General features: G+C 66.6%; 19 protein-coding genes. 8 read left to right on the top strand and 11 right to left on the bottom strand.

The window, feature by feature from the left end; translation table 11 throughout:
- The first annotated feature begins 157 nt into the window (after positions 1–157).
- Genes lgt through dacB form a run of 5 tightly spaced genes read left to right on the top strand, consistent with a single transcriptional unit; the run spans position 158 to position 4,787 of the window.
- A complete protein-coding gene (gene lgt, locus CK944_RS09765; protein WP_103172867.1) occupies positions 158–1,036 on the top strand; it encodes a prolipoprotein diacylglyceryl transferase in 879 nt (292 codons plus the stop codon).
- On the top strand, positions 1,033–2,091 hold the full coding sequence (locus CK944_RS09760) for a class I SAM-dependent methyltransferase (RefSeq protein WP_103172866.1): 1,059 nt from the start codon (positions 1,033–1,035) through the stop codon (positions 2,089–2,091). Before lgt ends, CK944_RS09760 begins: the two co-directional genes overlap by 4 nt.
- Entirely contained in the window at positions 2,075–2,839 is a 765-nt protein-coding gene (pgeF, locus tag CK944_RS09755) for a peptidoglycan editing factor PgeF (RefSeq protein ID WP_103172865.1), read from the top strand. Before CK944_RS09760 ends, pgeF begins: the two co-directional genes overlap by 17 nt.
- Positions 2,839–3,429 carry a nicotinate-nucleotide adenylyltransferase gene (locus CK944_RS09750; RefSeq protein WP_103172920.1) on the top strand — a complete coding sequence of 197 codons (591 nt, stop codon included), beginning with the start codon at positions 2,839–2,841 and terminating at the stop codon, positions 3,427–3,429. The genes pgeF and CK944_RS09750 overlap by 1 nt, the downstream gene beginning before the upstream one ends.
- Positions 3,426–4,787, top strand: a complete 1,362-nt coding sequence (gene dacB / locus CK944_RS09745) for a D-alanyl-D-alanine carboxypeptidase/D-alanyl-D-alanine-endopeptidase (RefSeq protein WP_103172864.1) — start codon at positions 3,426–3,428, stop codon at positions 4,785–4,787. The genes CK944_RS09750 and dacB overlap by 4 nt, the downstream gene beginning before the upstream one ends.
- Here dacB and CK944_RS09740 read toward each other — a convergent pair whose 3' ends face one another.
- Entirely contained in the window at positions 4,788–5,210 is a 423-nt protein-coding gene (locus tag CK944_RS09740) for a tellurite resistance TerB family protein (RefSeq protein ID WP_103172863.1), read from the bottom strand.
- A gap of 95 nt (positions 5,211–5,305) precedes the next feature.
- On the opposite strand from CK944_RS09740, the gene CK944_RS09735 reads away from it, so the two are divergent.
- On the top strand, positions 5,306–6,889 hold the full coding sequence (locus CK944_RS09735) for a lysine--tRNA ligase (RefSeq protein WP_103172862.1): 1,584 nt from the start codon (positions 5,306–5,308) through the stop codon (positions 6,887–6,889).
- Here CK944_RS09735 and recR read toward each other — a convergent pair.
- The 6 genes from recR to trpA form a co-directional block, all read right to left on the bottom strand.
- A complete protein-coding gene (gene recR, locus CK944_RS09730) occupies positions 6,886–7,485 on the bottom strand; it encodes a recombination mediator RecR (protein WP_103172861.1) in 600 nt (199 codons plus the stop codon). The genes CK944_RS09735 and recR overlap by 4 nt on opposite strands.
- A 2-nt stretch (positions 7,486–7,487) precedes the next feature.
- On the bottom strand, positions 7,488–7,832 hold the full coding sequence (locus CK944_RS09725) for a YbaB/EbfC family nucleoid-associated protein (protein ID WP_103172860.1): 345 nt from the start codon (positions 7,830–7,832) through the stop codon (positions 7,488–7,490).
- Between the two features lie 4 nt (positions 7,833–7,836).
- Positions 7,837–9,606, bottom strand: coding sequence for a DNA polymerase III subunit gamma/tau (locus CK944_RS09720; RefSeq protein WP_103172859.1), 1,770 nt, complete (start codon positions 9,604–9,606; stop codon positions 7,837–7,839).
- A 66-nt stretch (positions 9,607–9,672) separates the two neighbouring features.
- On the bottom strand, positions 9,673–10,398 hold the full coding sequence (locus tag CK944_RS09715; RefSeq protein WP_229665038.1) for a molecular chaperone DjiA: 726 nt from the start codon (positions 10,396–10,398) through the stop codon (positions 9,673–9,675).
- A gap of 44 nt (positions 10,399–10,442) precedes the next feature.
- Positions 10,443–10,961 carry a GNAT family N-acetyltransferase gene (locus tag CK944_RS09710; protein WP_192877750.1) on the bottom strand — a complete coding sequence of 173 codons (519 nt, stop codon included), beginning with the start codon at positions 10,959–10,961 and terminating at the stop codon, positions 10,443–10,445.
- Entirely contained in the window at positions 10,961–11,758 is a 798-nt protein-coding gene (trpA, locus tag CK944_RS09705) for a tryptophan synthase subunit alpha (protein WP_103172918.1), read from the bottom strand. Before trpA ends, CK944_RS09710 begins: the two co-directional genes overlap by 1 nt.
- 230 nt (positions 11,759–11,988) lie before the next feature.
- Between trpA and CK944_RS09700 the strand changes: the two genes are divergently transcribed.
- Entirely contained in the window at positions 11,989–12,801 is an 813-nt protein-coding gene (locus tag CK944_RS09700) for an NF038132 family protein (protein ID WP_192877749.1), read from the top strand.
- Positions 12,802–12,838: 37 nt separating this feature from the next.
- Here the strand turns inward: CK944_RS09700 and CK944_RS09695 are convergent, their stop codons facing one another.
- On the bottom strand, positions 12,839–13,708 hold the full coding sequence (locus tag CK944_RS09695) for a LysR family transcriptional regulator (protein WP_103172857.1): 870 nt from the start codon (positions 13,706–13,708) through the stop codon (positions 12,839–12,841).
- Between the two features lie 134 nt (positions 13,709–13,842).
- On the opposite strand from CK944_RS09695, the gene CK944_RS09690 reads away from it, so the two are divergent.
- Positions 13,843–14,070, top strand: a complete 228-nt coding sequence (locus CK944_RS09690) for a DUF1127 domain-containing protein (protein ID WP_103172856.1) — start codon at positions 13,843–13,845, stop codon at positions 14,068–14,070.
- 68 nt (positions 14,071–14,138) lie between these two features.
- Here the strand turns inward: CK944_RS09690 and CK944_RS09685 are convergent, their stop codons facing one another.
- Genes CK944_RS09685 through hisD form a run of 3 tightly spaced genes read right to left on the bottom strand, consistent with a single transcriptional unit; the run spans position 14,139 to position 16,416 of the window.
- A complete protein-coding gene (locus CK944_RS09685; RefSeq protein ID WP_192877748.1) occupies positions 14,139–14,624 on the bottom strand; it encodes a low molecular weight phosphatase family protein in 486 nt (161 codons plus the stop codon).
- 2 nt (positions 14,625–14,626) lie between these two features.
- Positions 14,627–15,106 carry a UPF0262 family protein gene (locus tag CK944_RS09680; protein ID WP_103172854.1) on the bottom strand — a complete coding sequence of 160 codons (480 nt, stop codon included), beginning with the start codon at positions 15,104–15,106 and terminating at the stop codon, positions 14,627–14,629.
- Positions 15,103–16,416, bottom strand: a complete 1,314-nt coding sequence (gene hisD / locus CK944_RS09675; RefSeq protein ID WP_103172853.1) for a histidinol dehydrogenase — start codon at positions 16,414–16,416, stop codon at positions 15,103–15,105. The genes CK944_RS09680 and hisD overlap by 4 nt, the downstream gene beginning before the upstream one ends.
- Between the last annotated feature and the right edge of the window lie 60 nt (positions 16,417–16,476).

The raw sequence follows: 16,476 nt of genomic DNA, 5'->3' as shown, positions 1-16,476 counted from the left end.
GCCTTCGCCCCTGATACGTGCTTGGCATCCTATATGGGCCGGGCCGCGCTGGGGTTCAATGCGGGCCATGCGCGAATGCACGATGGCGGCCGGCTGCCGCCATGTTGACACCGCGCCGCCGCCCGCTAGCGTGCGCCGCGCACAAGCCCGAGGCCCCATGATCCCCTTTCCCGACATCGCCCCCGAGATTTTCACCATCAATCTTGGCGGCCTGACGCTGTCGCTGCGCTGGTATGCGCTTGCCTATCTGGCGGGGCTGCTGATCGGCTGGCGGATCATCGTGGCGATGATGCGGCGCGACGCGATCTGGGGGGACCGCGCGCCCATGGCGGCGGACCGGGTGGACGACCTGCTGACTTGGGTGATCCTGGGCGTGATCCTGGGCGGGCGGCTGGGCTTCGTGCTGTTCTACGAACCGGGATATTACCTGTCGAACCCGGCCGAGATCATCAAGGTCTGGCAGGGCGGGATGAGCTTTCACGGCGGTTTCGCCGGGGTCATCGTGGCGACCTGGGCCTTTTGCCGCGCGAACGGCATTCCCACGCTGCGGCTGGCCGATGCGATGGCGGTCGTGGCGCCCATCGGCATCTTCTTCGGCCGCATCGCGAACTTCATCAACGCGGAACTGTGGGGCCGCCCGACCGACCTGCCCTGGGGCGTGATCTTCCCGGGACAGGCCGCGCAGGCCTGCCCTGACGTTGTCGGACCCTGCGCCCGCCATCCCAGTCAGCTTTACGAGGCGGGGCTGGAAGGGTTGCTTCTGGGGCTGATCCTGTTTGCCCTGGTCCGCGCGGGCGGGCTGCACCGTCCGGGCCTGGCCTTTGGCGTCTTCCTGGCCGGATACGGGCTGGCGCGGATGTTCGTGGAACTGTTCCGTGTGGCGGATGCGCAATTCATCACGCCCGACAACCCCTTGGGTCATGTGATCGGCGGGCCGGTGGTCGGGCTGACGATGGGTCAGCTTCTGTCGCTGCCCATGGTGCTGATCGGGTTGTTCCTGGTCCTGCGCGCCTTGCGCCGCCCTGCCGCCAGATGACACCCCTGGCGGAAATCATCGCGGGGCGGATCCGGGCGACGGGTCCGATCACGCTGGCGGATTACATGGAGATCTGCCTGCTGCATCCGCAATACGGATATTACGCCACGCGCGATCCCTTCGGCGTTCGCGGCGACTTCACGACGGCACCCGAAATCCACCAGATGTTCGGCGAATTATGCGGTCTTGCCCTGGCGCAGGCCTGGATGGACCAGGGGCGCCCGGCACCCTTCACCCTGGCCGAGCCTGGGCCGGGACGCGGCACCTTGATGGCCGACATGCTGCGCGCGATCCGCAAGGCCCCCGGCATGGCCGAGGCAGCCGAGGTCGCGCTGATCGAGGCATCCCCCCATCTGCGCCAGGTTCAGCGCGACCGGCTGGGCGCGGTCACCCACCTTGATGGTGTCGAGGATATGCCCGGCAAGCCCTTGTTCTTGGTTGCAAACGAATTCTTCGATGCGCTGCCGATCCGACAATATCAGCACGGCCCGGATGGCTGGTGCGAACGCATGGTGGGCTTGTCCGACGACGGGTTGCGCCTTGGCCTTGGACCGGTGGTGGACCTGCCGCGTGACGGTCGGCCCGGCGACGTGGTCGAGGAATGCCCCGCCGCCCCGGCCATCGTCGAAGCCATCGCCCGGCGGATCGCCGTTCATGGCGGGGCGGCGATCCTGGTCGATTACGGGGGCTGGAACGGCTATGGCGATACATTCCAGGCGCTTCGCGACCACCGACCCGAAGATCCCCTGGCTCATCCGGGCGAGGCCGACCTGACCGCCCATGTCGATTTCGCGCCCCTTGCCGCAGCGGCGATCCGTGCAGGCGCGGTCGCCTCGCGCCCCATCCACCAGGGCGACTGGCTGATGTCGCTGGGAGCGGGGCAGCGGGCGGAACGGCTGGCGGCCGCAGGGGACGAGGGGGCGATGACGGCGCTTCGGCGCTTGACCCACCCGGATGAAATGGGTCACCTGTTCAAGGCCATGGCCATCTGGCCGAAAGGGGCGCCCCCGGTGCCCGGTTTTGACGCGCTGAGGCTTCATGCAGACCACGCTTGAGATCCTGACCCATCCCAATCTTCACGGCGTCAAGCACGGGTTCTTCACCCGCAAGGGCGGTGCGTCATCGGGGCTGTTCTCGGGGCTGAACTGCGGCCGCCGGTCCACCGACCAGACCGATATGGTGGCCCTGAACCGCGCCCGCGTCGCAACCGCCATGGGCGTTTCTGCCGATGCGTTGGCAACGGTGAAGCAGGTCCATTCCGCCGATGTGATCACGCTGCGGGATGGCGACGACATCCCGACCGTCGCCAATACCGAAGCCGACGGCATCGTCACCGCCCGCCGCGACGTCGCCCTTGCCGTGCTGACGGCAGATTGCCAGCCGATCCTGCTGGCCGACGCAGATACGGGCGTGATCGGTGCCTGCCACGCAGGCTGGCGCGGCGCGCTTGACGGCATCATCGAGGCCACGGTCAGTGCCATGCGCGACCTTGGCGCCACCCGCATCCGCGCGGTGATCGGCCCCACCATCAGCCAGCGCGCCTATGAGGTCGGTCATGATTTCATGGACAGCTTCCTGGCCGAGGATCAGGCTTACGACCGCTTTTTCAGCGGCGGGCCGAACGGGCGGCCGATGTTCGACCTGCCATCCTTTGGCCTGATGCGGCTGCGCGATGCCGGGGTAGAGGCGGAATGGTCCGGGCATTGCACCTATTCCGACCCCGACAAGTTCTTCAGCTATCGCCGCGCCACGCATGAAGGCAAGGCCGATTACGGCAGGCTGATCTCGGCCATCAGGCTGTGATCCGGGCAGGGCTTCCCGTCGCCGTGCCGGGGATGCGCGTCGGCCTGCTGGGGGGATCCTTCGATCCCGCGCATGAAGGTCATTTGGCCATCACCCAGGCTGCGATGCGCCGGTTCCGGCTGGATCGCGTCTGGTGGCTGGTCTCGCCCGGCAATCCGCTGAAGGCGCGGGGGCCTGCGCCGATGCTGGAACGCATTGCCCATGCGCGGCGATTGCTGGACGATCCCCGGGTTGTTGTCACAGATATCGAACGGCGGCTGGGCACGCGAATGACGGCCGATACCATTGCCGCCTTGCGCGGCCTTTATCCCGGCGTGCGATTTGTCTGGCTGATGGGGTCTGACAACCTGGTGCAGTTTCACCGGTGGGACCGTTGGAAGCGGATCGCGGCGGCTGTCCCCATCGGCGTCTTGGCCCGGCCGGGATCGCAAACCGCCGCGCGCCATTCGGTCGCCGCGCAAGCCATGGCGCGGTCACGCCTGCCGCAAGAGCAGGCTGGAACGCTGGCCCTGCGCAGGCCGCCTGCCTGGGTGCTGGTCAACCTGCCGATGTCGCCTCAGTCCTCGACCGCCCTGAGGGCGGGGCGATGATCGCCCGCCGGTGCCTGCTGGCCGGACTGGCCGCGCTGCCTGCGGCCGCCTGGGGCAGGCCGCCGGAAAAGCCCCGCTTCAAGGCGGGTCAGGCCGTCGCCCTGGGCAAGCTGCGGGGCGTCGTCGCCTATGCGCGGCTTGACGCGGAGGGCGCGGGCCTTGCCGATGCCGCGCTGGCGGATGCGCAGATGATGCCCGCAAGCACGCTGAAGGCGGTGACGGCGCTTTACGCGCTTGCCCGGCTTGGCGGCGGCTGGACCTTCGCGACGCGGGTGATCCGCGCGGGCGACATGTTGGTCCTGGCGGGGGGCGGGGACCCGGTCCTGTCCACGGACGACCTTGCCCGGCTGGCCGCCGGTCTTGCGGCGACGGGACAGCCCGCGCCCGCGCGCTTTGCCGTCTGGGGCGGCGCCTTGCCCCGGTTCGAGGAGATCGCCCCGCCCCAGGCCGACCACCTTGCCTATAATCCCGCGCTTTCGGGTATGATGCTGAACTTCAACCGCGTCCACCTGGGATGGCGGCAGGGCGGGTCGCAGATGTCGCTGGAGGCGAGGGCTGCGGATCATTCGCCCCGCGCCTATACGATCACCGCCGCGCCCGGCGATCAGCCCGACCTGTTTTCCTATCGCGCCGAGGATGATCGTGAAAGCTGGACCGTCGCGCGCGCGGCCGTCAGGAACCCCGGCAGCCGCTGGCTTCCCGTCCGCAAGCCCGAACTTTACGCGGGCGATGTCTTCCAGACGCTGTGCCGGTCCAAGGGGCTTGTCCTGCCCATCCCCGAGGTAATCCAGACCCTGCCGCAGGGCGAGGTCGTCGCAAGCCATTCCAGCCCACCCCTGCGCGAAATCCTGCGCGGGATGCTTTATTTTTCGACCAACCTCACGGCCGAGGCGGTGGGCCTTCATGCCAGCGGGGCGCGGGATCTGGAAAGCTCGGCCCAGGCGATGCAGGCATGGCTTGCTGCCCAAGGCCATGGCGCGGATTTCATCCTGGCGGATCATTCGGGCCTGTCGTCCGACAGCCGCGTCACGGCGCAGGGCATGGCCCACCTGCTGGCAGGCCCCGGAGTCGCGGCGGGTCTGCCCGATCTCTTGAAGCTGAACCCATTGGACGAGGATCTGGGCCGCGACCCCGCAAGCGCGACGCAGATCCGCGCCAAGACCGGCACGCTGAACTTCGTGTCGAACCTTGCAGGCTATCTTCGCCGCCCGGACGGGACGCAATCGGCCTTCGCCATCCTGACGGCGGATGCGCAACGGCAGGCGGCCACGGCAGGGCAGGACCTGCCGGCGGGCGTTCTGACCTGGACGCGCGATGCAAAGCAGCTTCAGCGCGACATCCTGAACCTGTGGTCCTGACTACAGGACGCGGTGGCGGACCTGGGCCGAAAGCTCGATCGCGGCGGCGTGCAGGCGGGGGATGTTCAACTGGTGCCGGATCTCGGCCAGCATCGCGACCTCGCCCTCATACAGCCGTCCATCCGCCGCGCCCACGTCGCAGGCCAGGGCGTAGGCGGTCTCATACAGTTTTTCCGGCAAGGCGTCGCGGATCAGGCCGAACAGGGCGTCGATGCCGTCCTCATGCTCGAACAGGGTTATGACCGTCTGGCTGATCGCACGGATGCGGTCGTCGTCATAGGATGCGAAGACCGGGTAATGATCGACGCTGCGCTGGATCGCCACCAGTTCCGAGGTGCGATAGGTCTGGTCGGACGCCGACACGGCAACCATCACCGCCACCAAGGCATCGCAGGGCGAGAACGAGGGCAGGTCGATGGTCATGTCTGGTCCTGTGTCAGTCGGCATCTGGTGCAAATTATTGACCATTCACCCTGCTTTCAATAAGGCGTCAAGCCTTGGAACAGGAGAAGTATGCGATGACCACGCTGCGCGACGCCGCAATGCAATCGAAGGCCTGGCCGTTCGAGGAGGCGCGCCGGGTGCTGAAACGCTATGAAAAGAAGGATCCCGAAAAGGGCTATGTCCTGTTCGAGACGGGCTATGGCCCATCCGGCCTGCCCCATATCGGCACCTTCGGAGAGGTCGCGCGCACGACGATGATCCGCCGCGCGTTCCAGATCATCAGCGACATCCCGACCCGGCTGTTCTGCTTTTCGGACGACATGGACGGGATGCGCAAGGTGCCCGAGAATGTCCCGAACCAGGAGATGCTGCACCAGCACCTGCAGGAACCGCTGACCACGGTGCCGGATCCCTTCGGCGAATACGACAGCTTCGGCGGCCACAACAACGCGATGCTGCGGCGTTTCCTGGATACATTCGGCTTCGAATACGAATTCATCAGCGCGACCGAATTCTACAAGTCCGGCCGGTTCGACGACACGCTGCTGCTGGCGGCCGAGCGTTACGACGCGATCATGGAGGTGATGCTGGCATCCTTGCGCGAGGAACGCCAGCAGACCTATAGCTGCTTCCTGCCGATCAGCCCCAAGACCGGCAAGGTCCTGTATGTCCCGATCAAGCATGTGGACGCGAAGAACGGCACCATCACCTTCGACGACGAGGATGGGCAGGAACTGACCCTGCCGGTCACGGGCGGGCAGGTGAAGCTGCAATGGAAGCCCGATTTCGGCGCCCGCTGGGCCGCGCTTGACGTGGACTTCGAGATGTATGGCAAGGACCATTCCACCAACACGCCGATCTATGACGGCATCTGCCGGATCCTCGGCGGTCGGGCGCCGGAGCATTTCACCTATGAACTGTTCCTGGACCAGCACGGCCAGAAGATCTCGAAGTCCAAGGGCAACGGGCTGTCCATCGACGAATGGCTGACCTATGCGGCGACTGAAAGCCTGTCCTATTTCATGTATCAGAAGCCTAAGACGGCCAAGCGGATGTATTTCGACGTGATCCCCAAGGCCGTCGATGAATATCACCAGCAACTGCGTGCCTATCCCGACCAGACGCCGGACCAGCAGCTTGCGAATCCGGTCTGGCACATCCATGGCGGCGAGGTTCCTGCATCCGACATGGTGGTGCCGTTCCAGATGCTGCTGAACCTGGCATCCGTCGCGGGGGCCAAGGACAAGGACGGCCTCTGGGGCTTCATCCGCCGCTATGCGCCCGAAGCCTCGCCCGAGACGCATCCGGGGCTGGACCAGGCGGCGGGCTTTGCCGTTCGCTACTTCACCGACTTCGTGGCGCCGACCCGCCAGTTCCGCGAGCCGACCGAGGTCGAGCGCCGCGCGATGGAGGATCTGGCAGCCCGCTTGGCCGCCTGGGACCAGCCGGCGGATGCCGAGGCCTTGCAGTCGATGGTCTTCGCCATCGGCAAGGATCACGGCTTCGAACGCCTGCGCGACTGGTTCGCGGCGCTTTACCAGGTGCTGTTGGGGGCGGACCAAGGGCCGCGCTTCGGTGGCTTCATCGCGCTGTACGGCATTGACGAGACACGCGCGCTGATCGAGAAGGCCTTGGCGGGGGAACTGGTGGCGGCCTAAAGCCGCCGCCGCGCGCGCAGCGCCGCGCTGATCGTGCCGTCGTCGAGGTAATCCAACTCCCCGCCGATCGGCACGCCCTGCGCCAGTCCCGTCACGGCGGCGCCGGTTTCGGCCAGGGCGTCGGCGATGTAATGCGCTGTCGTCTGGCCGTCCACGGTGGCGTTCAGCGCCAGGATGACCTCGCGGATCTTCTCTCGCTCGACCCGGTCGATCAAGGACGGGATGCCCAGGTCGTCGGGTCCGATCTCGTCCAGGGCGGAAAGCGTGCCGCCCAGCACATGATAGCGGCCGCCGAAAGCGCGGCCGCGTTCCATCGCCCAAAGGTCGGCCACATCCTGGACCACGCACAATTCGCCCGTGGCGCGGGCGGGATCGGTGCAGATCGCGCATTCGTCGCGGTCGGTGATGTTGCCGCATGTCACGCATTCGCGCGAATTGACGGCCACGCGGTCCAGCAGCCCGGCAAGCTGGGACATCTGCCCGCTACGCTTGCGGATCAGGTGCAGCACGATCCGCCGGGCCGACCGGGGGCCAAGCCCCGGCAGCCGGGCCATCAGGCCGACAAGCGCCTGGATGTCGTCGCTGCCGTCGGCCATGCTCAGAAGGGCAGCTTCATGTCGGCGGGCAGGCCAAGTTCCTGCGTCACGCGGGCCATTTCGGACTGCATCCTGTCCTGCGCCTTGCGCTGCGCGTCCTTGATCGCGGCCAGGATCAGATCCTCGACCACTTCCTTTTCCGTGGGCACGAAGATCGACGGGTCGATGTCAAGCGCGGTCAATTCGCCCTTGGCGGTGGCGGTGGCCTTGACCAGGCCCGCGCCGGATTCGCCGGTCACGGTGATCGTGTCCAGGCTGGCCTGCACCTGAGCCATCCGGTCCTGCATGTCCTTTGCGGCCTTCATCATCTTGGCCATGTCGCCAAAGCCGCCCAAACCCTTGATCATGTCTCTATTCCTCGTCCTCGAAGGGATCCCATTCCTCGACCTCGGCCACGGGGCCTTGGGTCAGCTCGTGCGGGTTGGCCGCGCCTTCCGCCTCGACCGCCTCGACCTCGGGGGCAACGCGCCGCACGTCGCGCAGTTTCGCGCCGGGAAATGTCGCCAGCACCTGCTGCACGATGGGCAGTTGCATGGCCCGTTCCTCGCGTTCGCGCTGTTCCGCCGCCTGCTGTTCGGCAATGGTCGGTGCGCCGCCGTCGTTCGTGACGGTGACAGCCCAACGCTGCCCGCCCGTCCAGCCGCGCAGGCGTTCGGCCAGCTTCTGCGCCAGATCGCGGGGCGCGTTGCCCTTCGGCTCGAACTCGATCCGGCCGGGGCTGTAGCGGACAAGACCCACATGCCGTTCCACCTGCACCAGCAGAAGCATGTCGCCCATCCGCCGGATCAGTTCCAGGACCGAGGCGAAGTCGGGCCAAGCCGCGAAGGCGTCGGGGCTGACGGCAAGCGCCGTCGCCGCGCCCGACCGCTGCGCGATCACCGGCGCGGGACGTGCCGCGCGGGGGGCCTGCGAGGGTGCGGCTGGGACGCCCTGGCGCGCGAAATCACCCGCCGCCTGCGCCTGCTGGACGCGGCGGATCAGTGCCTCGGGGTCGGGCAGGTCGGCCACGTGGGTCAGGCGGATGATCGCCATTTCCGCAGCCATCATGGCGTTCGGCGCCGCCGACACTTCCTCCAGCGCCTTCAGAAGCATCTGCCAAAGCCGGGTCAGCACCCGCATCGCCAGCTTCTCGGCCAATTCCCGGCCGCGCGCGCGTTCGTCGGGCGCGATGGTCGGATCCTCGCCCGCGTCCGGCGTGATCTTCACCACCGAAATCCAGTGCGTGATCTCGGCCAGGTCGCGCAGCACGGCCACCGGGTCCGCGCCGTCGGCATATTGCGACTGCAATTCGGTCAGCGCCGAAGCCGCGTCGCCGCGCAGGATCATCTCGAACAGGTCGATGACGCGGCCACGGTCGGCAAGGCCCAGCATCGCGCGGACCTGTTCGGCGGTGGTTTCCCCCGCGCCATGGCTGATCGCCTGGTCCAGCAGGCTGGTCGCATCGCGGGCGCTGCCTTCCGCCGCGCGGGTGATCAGCGCAAGCGCGTCATCGGTGATCTGCGCGCCCTCGGCCGTGGCGATGCGGCGCAAAAGGGCGATCATCACCTCGGGCTCGATCCGGCGCAGGTCGAAGCGCTGGCAGCGCGACAGGACCGTGACCGGCACCTTGCGGATCTCGGTGGTGGCGAAGATGAACTTCACATGGGGGGGCGGTTCCTCAAGCGTCTTCAGCAGCGCGTTGAAGGCGCTTGTGGACAGCATGTGGACTTCGTCGATGATATAGATCTTGTAGCGCGCCGAAGCCGCCCGGTAATGCACGCTTTCGATGATCTCGCGGATGTCGTTCACGCCGGTGCGCGACGCGGCGTCCATTTCCAGCACATCGACATGGCGGCCTTCGCTGATCGCCACGCAATGTTCGCAGGCGCCGCAAGGTTCGGTCGTGGGACCGCCCTGGCCGTCGGGACCGATGCAGTTCATGCCCTTGGCGATGATGCGCGCGGTGGTGGTCTTTCCGGTGCCCCGGATACCCGTCATGATGAAGGCCTGCGCGATCCGGTCGGCGGCAAAGGCGTTCTTCAGGGTGCGCACCATCGCGTCCTGGCCGACAAGGTCGGCGAAGGTCTCGGGCCGGTACTTTCGGGCCAGGACCTGATAGACAGGTGCAGCGTCTTGGGGCATCACGGGGTCCGTCGCAGGGTCAGGGCGAACCTAGTCGCTGGCACCCGGCGCGGCAAGGGCCGCGGATCACTCGGCCGGCTGAGGAACCGATCCGCGACGCATCTGCCGGAACTTCTCCCACGCCTCGTTCAGGCGGCGGGTGCGGGCCTCGGCCAGGCGCACGGCCTCGGGCGGCAGGCCGCGGGCGATGGCGCGGTCGGGATGGGATTCCAGGATCAGGGCGCGGAACCGCTTGCGTGCCTCGGGCATGGGGGTGTCCAGCGGGATCCCCAGCACGTCGCAGGGCGGGCAGTCGGTCTGGCGGTCATGGCGCAGGCGGATCGCGGCCACGCGTTCGGCGGGCAGGCCGAAGATGCGGCCCACCTCGTCGATGAACAGGATCTCGTTCTCGTGCATCCCGCCGTCGGCCACGGCGATGATGCACAGGCCTTCGATGACGTCGGCCAGAACCGGATCGCCTGCCGGGAACATGGCGGCGATGCGGCGTGCCCAGGCGTCGAAGCCCGCGACGTCCTGGCGGGCCAGGTCGAAGACGCGGGCCGCGTTCTTTTCCTCGGCCCGGGGGATGATGAAGACGCGGCGGAAGGCCGCGACCTCGGACCGGGCAACGTCGCCGTCGGATTTGGCAAGTTTGGCGCCAAGGGCGATCACGGCGATGGTGAAGGCCACGGATCGTTCAGGCGGAATCGCCGGCTTGGCGCTGCCCAGAAAGGCCGCCAAACGGTCGCCGATGCGCTGCCAGAAGCTGCGTGGCTTCGGCAGGCTGGGGCAGGGGGTATCGGTCGCGCGCATGTCCATGCCTTCAGGTTATCCCCTAACAACGCGCATGGGTAGTGTCAGGGTGTCGCGGTTTGTTCGCTTTTGTCCAGATCCTTGCCCATCAGGATCAGGTCGTGGAAGGCACCGAATTTCCATCCGGCGCAGGGGATGCGGCCCCATTCTCGATATCCTGCCCGCGCGTGGAAGCGCAGTGAGCCTTCGTTGGAAGCCGTGATCCCGCCGACCATCAGCCGGTGTCCGCAGGTGCGGGCGTGATCTTCCAAGGCTGTCAGCAACAGCCTGCCCGTCCCGCTGTTACGGGCCTGGGGTGCAAGATAGATCGTGTGTTCCATGCTGCGAGCATAGCCGCCGCCATTGCGGAACTGGCTGTAGGTCGCGAAGCCCAGGATGTCGCCGCCAGCCTCGGCCACCATGAAGGGGCGACCGTCGGACTGGCGGTCGCGGACCAGGGCGGCGATTTCGGCCTCGCTGCGCTCGGTCGGCCAGAAGGTGATCACCGTGTCCCGGATGATCGGGTTCCAGATCGCCGCGATGGCGGGAACGTCTTCCTGCCGGGCACCGCGCAGCAGGACCATCAGCCGCGATGCGCCCCGGCGGCCAGGTCGCGCACGAAGTCCAGCACCTCGGGGACCGGGCGGCCTTCGCCGATCTTCTTGACGATGGCGCTGCCCACCACGCAGCCGTCCGCCACGCTTGCGATCGTCTCGGCCGCCTCGGGGGTCGAGATGCCGAAGCCCACGACGACCGGCAGATTCGCCGCCTTGCGGATGCGCGCAACCTCGGGGGCGACTTCGGCGGCATTGGCGGCGGGGCCGCCGGTGATGCCGGTCACGCTGACATAATAGACGAAGCCCGAGGTGTTCTTGACCACTGCGGGCAGGCGCCGGTCGTCGGTCGTGGGCGTGGCAAGGCGGATGAAGTTCAGGCCCGCGCGTTGGGCGGGAATGCACAATTCGTCGTCTTCCTCGGGCGGAAGGTCCACGACGATCAGCCCGTCCACGCCTGCCTCCTTGGCGTCGGCCAGGAAACGCTCGACCCCGCCGGTGCGGGCATAGATCGGGTTGTAATAGCCCATCAGCACGACGGGCGTGGTGTTGTCGGTCTTGCGGAATTCTTGCAGGATCGCCAGCGTCCGCGAGACGCTGCCCCCGGCGGCAAGCGCGCGCTGCCCGGCGGACTGGATGGTCGGGCCGTCGGCCATCGGGTCGGTGAAGGGCATCCCCAGTTCGATGATGTCCACCCCGGCTTCCGGCAGGCCGCGCATGATGTCCAGCGTCGTCGCGTCGTCGGGATCCGAGGCCATGATATAGGTCACGAAGGCCTTGCGCCCCTGGGCCTGAAGGCGCTGAAAGGTGTCGTCGATCCGGGTCATGGTCATCCTCTTGAGAACGCCAGTCTGTGTGTCCCACTTCGGCAGCGGGATCAAGTGTCCCGCCCGGCTGGGACCGGCGCAATTCGCAGTAGAGCAGTTCTTCCGATCGGCACCTGGAAATTGATAATCGCCTTAGACGAAAGAATAAATTTTTAGTTATCTGGAAATCTGTTATTTATCCAAGCGCAACCGATGTTGCGACGACTCTTTCGATGGTGGAGTTTTAAGTGATGATCAGAACCTTTTTTGCAACGGCAGCTGCGACCGCCTTGCTGGCCTTCGGGGCACATGCCGCCACCCTGCCGTCCGGCTGGACGGCAGAAGGCAATGCCGGCACCGGCGATCCCAACGGCGTCGTGTCGGCGCCTCCTGCCCAAGGGCCCGGCTATTATTATGTTTCGACATCCGGCGGCGTGACGGGCGGCGGTTCGCTGCCGGGCGTGGGCGGATCGGGCAACCCCACGAATGGCAGCAATGTCATCACAGCGGCCTTTACCGCCGCCGTGGGCGACGTGTTGGAATTCTATTTCAACTATGTAACCAGCGACGGTGCCGGCTTTGCGGATTACGGCTGGTCCAGGCTTCTGGATGCCACGACCAGCGATGAGGTCGCCCTGCTGTTCACGGCACGCACCACGCCGTCGGGGTCCAGCGTTCCGGGCTTTGGAATGCCTGCACCGGCGGCCACGCTGGATCCCGTGTCCGTCGATATCCAGGACGGTGCGACGACCTGGGACGTGCTGGGTGGTAGCAGCGGCACCTGCTATCAGGCCATAGGCCAGGGATGCGGCGCGACGGGATGGGTCAAATCGACCTATGCCATCACCGAGGCAGGCACCTATACGTTGCAGTTCGGGGTGACCAACTGGAACGATGCCGCGTTCGATAGCGCCATGGCCTTTGCCGGCGCCAAGATCGGCGACGTGATCATCACGCCGCCGGTCGATCCTTCCGCTGTCCCGCTGCCGGCCAGTGCGCTGCTGCTGGGTGCGGGGATTGGCGCCATGGGCGTGATTCGCCGTCGTCAAAAGGCCAAGGCCTGAAGAAAGCCGGCTGATCCGCCAACGTGCGGGTCAGCCGTCACGCCGCCATGGCGGCCACTTCGCAGACGGCCCGTCGGAGATATCCCGCAAACTCGGCCGCTTCGCGCCGCGCCGGACCGTCGGCGACATAGACGTTCAGCCATGTGGGCGGCAGGGGCGGCAGCGCCCCGCCATGTTCCACCGGCCCCAGCCCCGCCTGCGCGATGCCGCGCGGCAGGATGGTGATGCCCAGGTCGGCCGCCGCGCTGACCCGCCATGTATCGCTGCCGCCGTCGGCCACGGCCTGCACCCATTCGATGCCCGCCCGGTCCAGGGCCGTCAGCCCCACCGGATAATAGGCGCAATGCGGCGAATTCGCCAAAGGCAGCGGGCGCTGGGTCCAGGCATTGCCGCCGATCGCGCCGAACCAGGCCAGATCCACCTTGGCCAGATGGATCGCACCCGGCGGCGTCTCGAATTCCGTGGTCAGGATGACGTCATGCTCGCCACGCTTCATCTGCTGGCGCAGGTCCTTGCTGCGGCCATCGTTGATGATCAATTCGATCCGCGGATTGGCCTGGCGAAAGGCGCGCACAGCCTGCGCCACCTTGGTGAACAGCCAGTCGCTGGTCAGCCCGACGCGCAACCTGGAATCGGGCCGTTCGCCGGTAAAGCGGGACACGATTGAATCGTTCAAGGCCACCAGCTTGCGCGCCTCGATCAACAGTTCGGTCGCAAAATCCGTCAGCACCACGCCGCGGCCCTGCTTTTGCAGCATCGATTCGCCGAACAGGTCGTCCAGCCGCTTGATCTGCATCGACAGCGCGCTTTGCGTCATGTTCAGCGCCTCGGCCGCGCGGGTGACGGCACCATATTCGGCCACCGCCTGAAGCGAGCGCAGGGTAGAGATGTCGAGGTTCCGCATCATTCATGTTCCTTGATGAAAAGGATCAAAAACATTCGTTTCAAAGATACAAGAAGCTGCGCTATCTATCAATCATGGAAATTGAAAAACCCTAAGGCATCACGTCAGGTGATGCTTTTCATCACCGGAGACGAACGATGTTCACCAAGACAGCCGCTTCGCTTCCCTTTGTTGCCGGGCACGGCCATTCTCCGCGCCCGTCCTGGGGCAAGCGCATCATCACCATGCTGAGCCTGCGTCGCTCGCGCCTGGATCTTGCATATCTCAGCGACGAACAATTGCGAGACGTCGGACTGACCCGCGACGATGTCGCGACCGAAATCGCCCGTCCGATCTGGGACGTGCCTGCGAACTGGCGTCGCTGATCTTACCCCATCAGGATTGCCAAACTGCCGCGCCGCCCTTGATGGGCTGGCGCGGTTTTTTCATCGGGTCACAAGGGGTCGGCATCCTGGGTGTCCGGCAGGATGGGCGGGCCGAAGCGTTCGATCATCCGGGCCTTGATCTGGTCGCGCGTCTGGCGATAGACGGCCAGCCTAGCTTCGCGCCCTTCTGCCAGGCCGGTGGGATCCATGATGGGCCAGTATTCGACGTCCAGATGGAACACGCGGGTCAGTTCCAGGGCCTGCCTCTGGCTGGCCGGGGACAGCGCGACGATCAGGTCGAAGCCGCCCAGATCGTCCCCCCAGTTCTTCATTTCCTCGAAGCTGCGGCTGCGGTGGTTTTCGATCCTGATGCCGATTTCGTCGCACACGGCGATGGCGAAGCCGTCCACCTCCATGTCGTTCTTGACGCCCGCCGATTGCACATAGGCCGCCCGGCCATAGAATTTCTTCATCATGCCTTCGGCAATGGGCGACCGGATGGAGTTGTGATCACAACAGAACAGGACCGAGGCAGGGATCGTGTTCTGCGTCATCGTCAGCCTTGGGGCACCAGGGCGCAGATCAGGGTGAACAGGCGCCGGGCGGTGTCGATGTCCAGTTCAGCCTTGCCTTCCAGCCGTTCCTGCAAGGTCCGCGCGCCTTCGTTGTGGATGCCGCGCCGGGCCATGTCTATCGCCTCGATCTGGGCGGGGGGCAGGCGTTTCACCGCATCGAAATAGCTTTGGCAGATCTGGAAGTAATCCTTGGTCACCTGCCTGAACGGCCCCAGCGACAGGTGGAATTCGGCCACCTTTTCGCCCCCTTCGCCCGCCAGGTCGAAAACCAGCCGGCGCTCGCGGATGCACAGGTCCAGCTTGAACGGTCCCTGCGACGCGGGCTGGCCGTCGCGCCCCGGCACGGTGAAGCTGTTGTCCTCGATCAGGTCGAAGATCGCGACGCGGCGCTCCTGCTCCATTTCAGGGGTGGCGGGCGGCGCCTGGGAATCGTCGATCTGGATATGGATGATCCGGGTCATTCCGGCGCCCTTTCGTTCAGCTGCTCCAGCCGGACGCGGATGGATTCGCCATGCGCCTGCAGGCCCTCGGCTGCGGCCAGCCGCATGGCGGCGTGGCCCACGGCGTTCAGCGCGCCCGGCGTCAGGCGGGCCATGGTCGTGCGCTTCAGGAAATCCAGCACCGACAGCCCCGAGGAGAAGCGCGCCGACCGCGCTGTGGGCAGGACGTGGTTGGGTCCGCTGACGTAGTCGCCCACGGCTTCGGGCGTGTGCGGTCCCAGGAAGATCGCGCCCGCATGGACGCATTTCGTGGCTAGGGCCTCGGGGTCGTCCACGCACAGTTCCAGATGTTCGGGCGCGATGCGGTTCGACAGGGTTGCCGCCTCGTCCAGGTCGCGCACCACGATGATGGTGCCATAGTCGCGCCAGCTTGCCCCGGCGATGGCGGCGCGGGGCAGGGTGGGCAGGATGCGGTCCACCGCGCCCGCGACCGCATGGCCCAGGGCCGCGTCGGTGGTGATCAGGATCGACTGGGCATCCGCGTCATGTTCGGCCTGCGCCAGAAGGTCCAGCGCCAGCCAGTCGGGATGCTGGTCTCCCTGGGCGATGACCAGAACCTCGGACGGGCCGGCGATCATGTCGATGCCCACGCGGCCAAAGACCTGCCGCTTGGCGGCGGCGACATAGGCGTTGCCCGGCCCGGTGATCTTGTCCACCGGCGCGATCGTGTCGGTGCCATAGGCCATCGCCGCCACGGCCTGCGCGCCGCCGATGCGATAGATCTCCGTCACGCCCGACAGTTGCGCGGCCAGCAGCACCAGCGGGTTGATGTGACCCCCCGGCGTCGGCACGCAGATCACCAGCCGTTCCACCCCCGCGACCCGCGCCGGGATGGCGTTCATCAGGACGGATGAAGGATAGGCGGCCTGGCCCCCCGGCACATACAGCCCCGCTGCCGAAACCGGCGTCCACCGCCAGCCCAGGGTCGCGCCCTGGGGGTCGGTCCAGCTGGCGTCCTGGGGCATCTGGCGTTCGTGATAGGCGCGGATGCGGTCGGCGGCCAGCGTCAGGGCCGCGCGGTCCTGGGCCGGGACATGGGCCACCTGGGCCGCGATCTCCTCGGGCGAGAAGCGCAGGCGGTCGGCGGGAAGATCCAGCCTGTCGAAGCGGCGGGTCAGGTCGCACAGCGCGGCATCGCCCCGCTTGCGCACATCGGCGATGATCGCGGCCACCGCGTCATTCACATCGGTCGAATCCTCGCGCTTGGCCGACAGCATGTCGGCGAAGCGGGATTCGAAGTCGGGCTGCGATGTGTGAAGCGTTACCGGCATGGTCTTTCCCCTGGCGTCACGCCTTGTTAGCCGCAAGCCGGCGGCGCCTCAAGCCGCGCT

This window comes from Paracoccus sp. SY (genome assembly GCF_002901215.1).
GTDB classification, from domain to species: domain Bacteria; phylum Pseudomonadota; class Alphaproteobacteria; order Rhodobacterales; family Rhodobacteraceae; genus Paracoccus; species Paracoccus acridae.
Note: the sequence above shows the minus strand (reverse complement) of the source record. Positions and strands in the feature narration are given on the sequence as shown.

Coding starts and splice junctions, on each gene's coding strand:
- lgt (WP_103172867.1), top strand. CDS start 158: ATGATCCCCTTTCCCGACATCGCCCCCGAGATTTTCACCATCAATCTT.
- CK944_RS09760 (WP_103172866.1), top strand. CDS start 1,033: ATGACACCCCTGGCGGAAATCATCGCGGGGCGGATCCGGGCGACGGGT.
- pgeF (WP_103172865.1), top strand. CDS start 2,075: ATGCAGACCACGCTTGAGATCCTGACCCATCCCAATCTTCACGGCGTC.
- dacB (WP_103172864.1), top strand. CDS start 3,426: ATGATCGCCCGCCGGTGCCTGCTGGCCGGACTGGCCGCGCTGCCTGCG.
- CK944_RS09740 (WP_103172863.1), bottom strand. CDS start 5,210: ATGACCATCGACCTGCCCTCGTTCTCGCCCTGCGATGCCTTGGTGGCG.
- CK944_RS09735 (WP_103172862.1), top strand. CDS start 5,306: ATGACCACGCTGCGCGACGCCGCAATGCAATCGAAGGCCTGGCCGTTC.
- recR (WP_103172861.1), bottom strand. CDS start 7,485: ATGGCCGACGGCAGCGACGACATCCAGGCGCTTGTCGGCCTGATGGCC.
- CK944_RS09725 (WP_103172860.1), bottom strand. CDS start 7,832: ATGATCAAGGGTTTGGGCGGCTTTGGCGACATGGCCAAGATGATGAAG.
- CK944_RS09720 (WP_103172859.1), bottom strand. CDS start 9,606: ATGCCCCAAGACGCTGCACCTGTCTATCAGGTCCTGGCCCGAAAGTAC.
- CK944_RS09715 (WP_229665038.1), bottom strand. CDS start 10,398: ATGCGCGCGACCGATACCCCCTGCCCCAGCCTGCCGAAGCCACGCAGC.
- CK944_RS09710 (WP_192877750.1), bottom strand. CDS start 10,961: ATGGTCCTGCTGCGCGGTGCCCGGCAGGAAGACGTTCCCGCCATCGCG.
- trpA (WP_103172918.1), bottom strand. CDS start 11,758: ATGACCCGGATCGACGACACCTTTCAGCGCCTTCAGGCCCAGGGGCGC.
- CK944_RS09700 (WP_192877749.1), top strand. CDS start 11,989: ATGATCAGAACCTTTTTTGCAACGGCAGCTGCGACCGCCTTGCTGGCC.
- CK944_RS09695 (WP_103172857.1), bottom strand. CDS start 13,708: ATGATGCGGAACCTCGACATCTCTACCCTGCGCTCGCTTCAGGCGGTG.
- CK944_RS09690 (WP_103172856.1), top strand. CDS start 13,843: ATGTTCACCAAGACAGCCGCTTCGCTTCCCTTTGTTGCCGGGCACGGC.
- CK944_RS09685 (WP_192877748.1), bottom strand. CDS start 14,624: ATGACGCAGAACACGATCCCTGCCTCGGTCCTGTTCTGTTGTGATCAC.
- CK944_RS09680 (WP_103172854.1), bottom strand. CDS start 15,106: ATGACCCGGATCATCCATATCCAGATCGACGATTCCCAGGCGCCGCCC.
- hisD (WP_103172853.1), bottom strand. CDS start 16,416: ATGCCGGTAACGCTTCACACATCGCAGCCCGACTTCGAATCCCGCTTC.